Source organism: Oscillibacter sp. KLE 1745 (assembly GCF_000469445.2).
Lineage (GTDB): Bacteria > Bacillota > Clostridia > Oscillospirales > Oscillospiraceae > Oscillibacter > Oscillibacter welbionis.
The window spans coordinates 1-5,675 of sequence record NZ_KI271695.1; the positions used below are offsets into that span (position 1 = coordinate 1).

4 protein-coding genes are annotated in these 5,675 nt (G+C 62.9%); 1 reads left to right on the forward strand and 3 read right to left on the reverse strand.

Translation table 11 applies throughout. From position 1 onward, the window contains the following. Positions 1 to 220: 220 nt before the first annotated feature. From HMPREF1546_RS04085 to ftsH, 3 genes are all read right to left on the reverse strand, one after another. Positions 221 to 1,477 (reverse strand): helix-turn-helix domain-containing protein, encoded by a 1,257-nt coding sequence (locus HMPREF1546_RS04085; RefSeq protein WP_021749204.1) that lies wholly within the window; start codon positions 1,475 to 1,477, stop codon positions 221 to 223. 121 nt (positions 1,478 to 1,598) lie between these two features. Further along, on the reverse strand, positions 1,599 to 2,117 hold the full coding sequence (locus HMPREF1546_RS04090; RefSeq protein WP_021749203.1) for a GNAT family N-acetyltransferase: 519 nt from the start codon (positions 2,115 to 2,117) through the stop codon (positions 1,599 to 1,601). An 82-nt stretch (positions 2,118 to 2,199) separates the two neighbouring features. After that, complete coding sequence (ftsH, locus tag HMPREF1546_RS04095) at positions 2,200 to 4,410, reverse strand: ATP-dependent zinc metalloprotease FtsH (RefSeq protein ID WP_021749202.1); 2,211 nt, start codon at positions 4,408 to 4,410, stop codon at positions 2,200 to 2,202. A 295-nt stretch (positions 4,411 to 4,705) separates the two neighbouring features. Here ftsH and rlmB point away from each other — a divergent pair, with 295 nt between their 5' ends. After that, entirely contained in the window at positions 4,706 to 5,476 is a 771-nt protein-coding gene (gene rlmB / locus HMPREF1546_RS04100; protein WP_021749201.1) for a 23S rRNA (guanosine(2251)-2'-O)-methyltransferase RlmB, read from the forward strand. Positions 5,477 to 5,675 lie beyond the last annotated feature (199 nt).

A 5,675-nucleotide genomic window follows, 5' to 3' on the forward strand; every position in this document is an offset into this window, starting at 1 on the left:
GGCGGTCCTTTCGGACCGCCCCGGCGTCTGTATGATATAGAGAAAGGAGAGGGAAAATGATGTGTGTCACAAGCTTCCTGCTTGTTGTGCTCATCATACTGCCCCCAGCCGGGAAAGTCAACAGCCTGGGGGAAAGCTTCATACTTTGTTTACAGACTGGTCAAAAACGGATGATTTCATTCACAAAATGTTCAAAATCCGGAAACAATTTGCGCGGCGGTCATCCGCCGTACTGCCAGTGGGCGGGATCGGGATCTGTCTCACTGCTGTCTGGCCAAGTCAGCGCATCTCCGCTCTCATCGAGAATGTAGGGCACATCCTGGGAGACCATGACCCGTCCATAGATATCCGTCACCACGGCAGCCACCTGTACCGTATCCGCAGGCGTGAGGGAGAGGCGCAGCTCCGGCAGCTGGTAAAAATCAAATTCCTCAAAGCCGTGGAAGCTGTCAGGCTTTTCACAGGGCTCTGCCCAGGCTGCCAGTTTCTGATTTTTGAACAGGCCCACCCGGATATTTGCCACGGCCGCGGTGAGAGACGCATCAGCCGGTGTCACCTCACGGATATAAACATAGCGCTCGTGGCTGGACGCATTCAGGACCAGCGTGCTGTCCTCCAGATCCATCCACATGAGATCGCTGTTGACCTCTACTTGCGGCAGAGAGTCGCTGTACAGCCCCTCAAACTGGTCCAGCAGCTGGGTCTGGCGGGTGCCGTCCGGCGGGACCAGCAGCGCCGAGAGGGTGATATGGTCCGTCAAGGGGACGGAGAGTGTGGCGGAGAACCGTTGGTTGGGGCCCTCTTCTCCCACACTGCCCAGCCGGTCGCTGGCGGTCTCGCCGTTTTCCGCCAGGAACTCCACAGCCATTCCCTCCACATAGGTCTTGGGGACAGCATAGGCGGAGAAGGTGACGGTGTTGGCGGCAAGGTCCACGGCTTCCAGCTCCACACCGCAGTCCGCCACCAGGCTGTTCTGGGCCTTCAAGATCTCCTCCACCCGGTTGGAGAGGGAGCCGATCTGGCCGTACACACTGGACTCCACCCGGTAGAGGCTGTTCTGCAGATTTACATACTGGCCGTTCATTCGGTCCAGACGGTCGAAGAGGTGGAACAGCACCAGGCACAGCGCCGCTGCCGCCAGCACCCAAGGCCAGCGGCGGCGCTTCCGGGGCGACGGCTGGGCGGCAATGTAGCGGCCTGCGATCTCCTCCACCATCTTCAGCTGGGCCTCTGTCAGCCCGCCGCCTGTTTCAGCAGGAGCGGCATCCGCCTCCGGCGGTTCCTCCACGCCCAGCAGCCATCCCACAGAGACGCCGAACAGGCGGCTGAGGGCGATCAGCTTGTCGACCTCCGGCAGGGCGGAGTCTGCCTCCCATTTGTAGATGGACTGGCGGGAGACGCCCAGCTTGCTCCCCAGAGCCTCCTGGGACAGCCCCAGCTCCTTCCGCTTCTGCGCGATGCGCTGCCCAATGGTCACATCCCTCGCCTCCTTTCGCCGTCAGACTAGCAGACAGCCTGCCCTCAGGCCACCAACTGGGGAGTGGAAATCTGTCAACCCACGGTTAGCAGAGGAGAAAAGCCCTTGCGTCTCAATGGATTCAGAGGGCCTTTTCGTAGCAGTTGAGATTCTCCCGCACAAAGCCCATGAAGAAGAACTCCGCCGTTCCGGCGTAGCGGTAGCCCAGGGAGGGGTACAAGCGGTTGGCGGGCAGGTTCCCCTCCCAGGTGTCCAGCCGGATGACGGTACGGCCCTGGCGGCGAGCCTCCGCCTCACAGAAGGCCACCATCTGTCGGGCATATCCCCGGCCGGAGCAGGAGGGACGGATGCACAGGGTATGGATCACCCCTACCTCCTCCGCAGCGGCGGGGATGGTCCAGGGGATGGCGCCGTACTCCGGCAGCTGGACGCTGTTCAGGTTCACCACGCCCCAGAGGACGCCGTTCTCCTCGCCCACGTAGAAGGTGCCGGCCTCCAGGGCCTGGCGGGCGGTGTCGATGGTGGGGTATTTGCCCCGCTGCCAGTTGGTATAGACGGGGCCCTGTGCCTCTCGGTCCAGGATCTCCTCATAGATATCTGCGGCCTGAGACAGGTCCGCGGGGGTGGCGAGTCGGATCATGGCGATTCTCCTTTTTGATGTAGTGGCGATGGGAAAAGCGAGGCGCGCTGGGGTCAGCGCGCCTCGCGGGGATGATCGGGGATCACGGGGTGTCCTTGGGCGGCTCAGACGGAGTGGAACCGCTCTCCTGGGGGGCGTCTCCGCCGGAAGGGGAGGGATCGGACACCGGGTTCTCCGGCTGTCCCTCCTGGGCGGGCTCCTCGGGGGATTCGATCTTCTGGGAGATCATGTGCACCTTCTTGGCAGGGGCCTCAATGGTCTCGGGAGAGGAGGGGCGGAACGCCTTGTCCTCTGCGCGGGTGGAGGCGTAGGGGTTCTCCACCAGTTCCGGGTCTCGGCCCTCGATGATAGCCACCATCTCTGCGCCGGTGATGGTCTCCTTCTCCAGCAGGTAGGCCACGACCTTGTCCATGTCCTCCCGGCTGGCTTTGATGACCTCCACGGCCTGCTGGTAGCACTGGTCCAGGATGTCCTTCACCGCCTGGTCCATCCGGGCGGCGGTATCCTGGGCGCAGTCCATGCCGTAGCCGCCGTCCAGGTATTGGTTCCGGCGGGAGGCCAGCGCCATCATGCCGAACTCGTCGCTCATGCCGAACATGGCCACCATGTTCCGGGCCACGTTGGTGGCGTCCTGAATATCCTGGCTGGCGCCGTTGGTCATGGTGTTCATCACCACTTCCTCGGCCGCCCGGCCGCCCATGGAGACCGTGATCTTGGCCATCAGCTCGTCGCGGGTGCGCAGTTCGGTCTTGTCCTCCTCTGGCATCAGCAGGGTGTAGCCCAGAGAGCCCTGGGTGTGGGGGACGATGGTGATCTTCTGCACCGGCTCGGTGTTTTTCTGCTTGTAGGCCACCATGGCGTGACCGACCTCGTGGTAGGCCACCAACTTTTTCTCAAACTCGGTGAGGACGCTGCCCTTCTTCTCCGTGCCGGCAATGACCAGCTCGAAGGCGGCCAGAAGATCCTCCTGGGTCACCAGCTTGCGGCCCTTCCGCACGGCCCGCAGGGCCGCTTCGTTCACCAGATTGGCAAGGTCCGCGCCCACGCAGCCCGCAGTGGCCAGGGCCACCTTTTTCAGATTCACGTCCTCCGCCAGCTTGATGTTGCGGGTGTGGACCTGCAGCGTGGCAATGCGTCCCGCCAGGTTGGGCCGGTCGATGGTGATGCGCCGATCAAACCGGCCGGGCCGCAGCAGCGCCTGGTCCAGTACCTCAGGCCGGTTGGTGGCGGCCAGCAGAATGATGCCCTTGGTGGGGTCAAAGCCGTCCATCTCCGCCAGCAGCTGGTTCAATGTCTGCTCCCGCTCGTCGTTGCCGCCCATGCGGTTGTCCCGGGATTTGCCGATGGTGTCGATCTCGTCGATGAACACGATGCAGGGGGCCACCTTGGCCGCCTCCTTAAAGAGGTCCCGGACGCGGCTGGCGCCCACGCCCACGAACATCTCCACGAAGTCGGAGCCGGAGATGGAGAAAAACGGGACGTTGGCTTCGCCGGCCACAGCCTTGGCCAGCAGCGTCTTGCCGGTGCCCGGAGGGCCGACCAGCAGCGCGCCCTTGGGGAGCTTCGCGCCGATCTCCGTGTACTTCTGGGGGTTGTGCAGGAAGTCGATGATCTCTGTCAGGGACTCCTTGGCCTCGTCCTGGCCAGCCACATCCTTGAAGGTGACGCCGGTGGACTTCTCCATATACACCTTGGCGTTGGCCTTGCCCACGCCGCCGATGCCGCCCATTCCTCCCATGCCGCCCTTTTTCGCCATCCAGCGCATGACCAGGGAGAACATCAGGAAGATCAGCACAAAGGGCAACACGTAGCTCACCAGCATGGCCAGCACCGGGTTCACCGGGGCCTGATACTCCTTGTCGACGCCCTCCACCCCATACTCGTTCAGGAAATCAATGACGGCGTCATTGGACTGGATCCGGACAGTGAACAGCTCCAGGTGGGCAGTCTGCTCCTGCCCGGCGGCGTCCATATAAGTGTAGCCGTCCTCCGTCTTGGTGTAGACGGTGCCGTCCTCAGCGGTGTAGGAATACCCCTCCTCAGGGGTTATCAGGAGGATATCCTCCGCGTTGTCGAATTCCACCCGGGCCACCTGGCCGCTCTCCACCATCTCCTGGAACTCTCCGTATTCCACGTTGATGGAGGAGGCCTGGCGGCCAGTGCTGCCGATGACGCTGCTGGCATAGCTGAAGATGATCGTCAGCAGAAGGGCCCAGCCCACCAGAGAGGCCACGCCCCGCCAGTTGCCGCCGGGCTTGTTGTTTTTGTTGTTCTTATTGTCGTTTGGGTTCATGTATGGAACTCCTTTCAGGGGAAAACCTGTCAATACCCGGAGGATAAACGGGACCGCCCCGGTCCCGCCTGTGCCGGAGACGGGGGTGCGGTCCGCTGCCCGGGGGCGTCCAGCCCTGTTTTCAGATAGTGCTGAAGCCTTAAAATGATTTATAAAGTATATCACAGAAGCCGCAGGCCTACAAGGACAAGGAACCGGTTTTCTATAAATTTTCTGTGAATTCCACTTTCCAGACTCCCGCCCCTATGCTATACTACCTCTTGAATGCGAAAATACTCAGATTGAGGGAGAAGTTATGGAAGAACGGAGAAAGCAGGACCTGACTGCCGAGGCCGACGGCATCATCGAGGGGCGCAACGCCGTCATTGAGGCCCTGCGGGCAGGGGAGACGATTGACAAAATTTACCTCCAGAAGGGAGAGACGGACAAGACCCTGGGACATATTGCCTCCAAAGCCCGGGCGGCGGGCGTGGTGGTGGTGGAGGCGGACCGGCGGAAGCTGGACGCCATGAGCCGCACCCATGCCCACCAGGGCGTCATCGCCCTGGCGGCGGTCCGGGAGTACGTCAGTGTGGAGAGCATCCTTCAGGCCGCCCGGGACAAGGGCGAGGCCCCCCTGCTGGTGGTGTGCGACGAGATCTCCGACCCCCACAACCTGGGGGCCATCATCCGGACCGCTGAGTGCGCCGGGGCTCACGGCGTGGTGATCCCCAAGCGCCGCAGCGCGGGCCTCACCGCCGTGGTGGCCAAGACCTCCGCCGGAGCGGTGGCCCACGTGCCGGTGGCCCGGGTGCCCAACATCCCCGCTCTGCTGAAGGATCTGAAAAAACAGGGGGTGTGGGTCTTCGGCACGGCGGCGGACGGCACCACGGCCCTGTACGACGCGGATCTGAAGGGACCCGCCGCCATCGTCATCGGCAGCGAGGGGGACGGCATGACCCGTCTGGCCGCCGAGAACTGCGACTTTTTGGTGAGTATCCCCATGCGGGGGAAGCTGAATTCCCTGAATGCCTCTGCCGCCGCGGCGATCCTGCTGTATGAGGCGGTGCGCCAGCGGATGGCCTGAAGGGCCGGGGACACAGCGGAGAGGAAAGGGGCAGCATGGCTTCCAAAGACGAGAGAGAGTTTGATAGCGGTCTGACCGGGGGCACGGATGTCCCGGCGTTGGAGGAGGACTTCTCCCTGGAGGAGATCCTGGCGGAATACGGCGCAGGCCGGGAGCAGCGGCTTATGGAGGCCGTGGAGCAGGAGGCCCGCCGGGAGAC

Coding starts and splice junctions, on each gene's coding strand:
- HMPREF1546_RS04090 (WP_021749203.1), bottom strand. CDS start 2,117: ATGATCCGACTCGCCACCCCCGCGGACCTGTCTCAGGCCGCAGATATC.
- ftsH (WP_021749202.1), bottom strand. CDS start 4,410: ATGAACCCAAACGACAATAAGAACAACAAAAACAACAAGCCCGGCGGC.
- rlmB (WP_021749201.1), top strand. CDS start 4,706: ATGGAAGAACGGAGAAAGCAGGACCTGACTGCCGAGGCCGACGGCATC.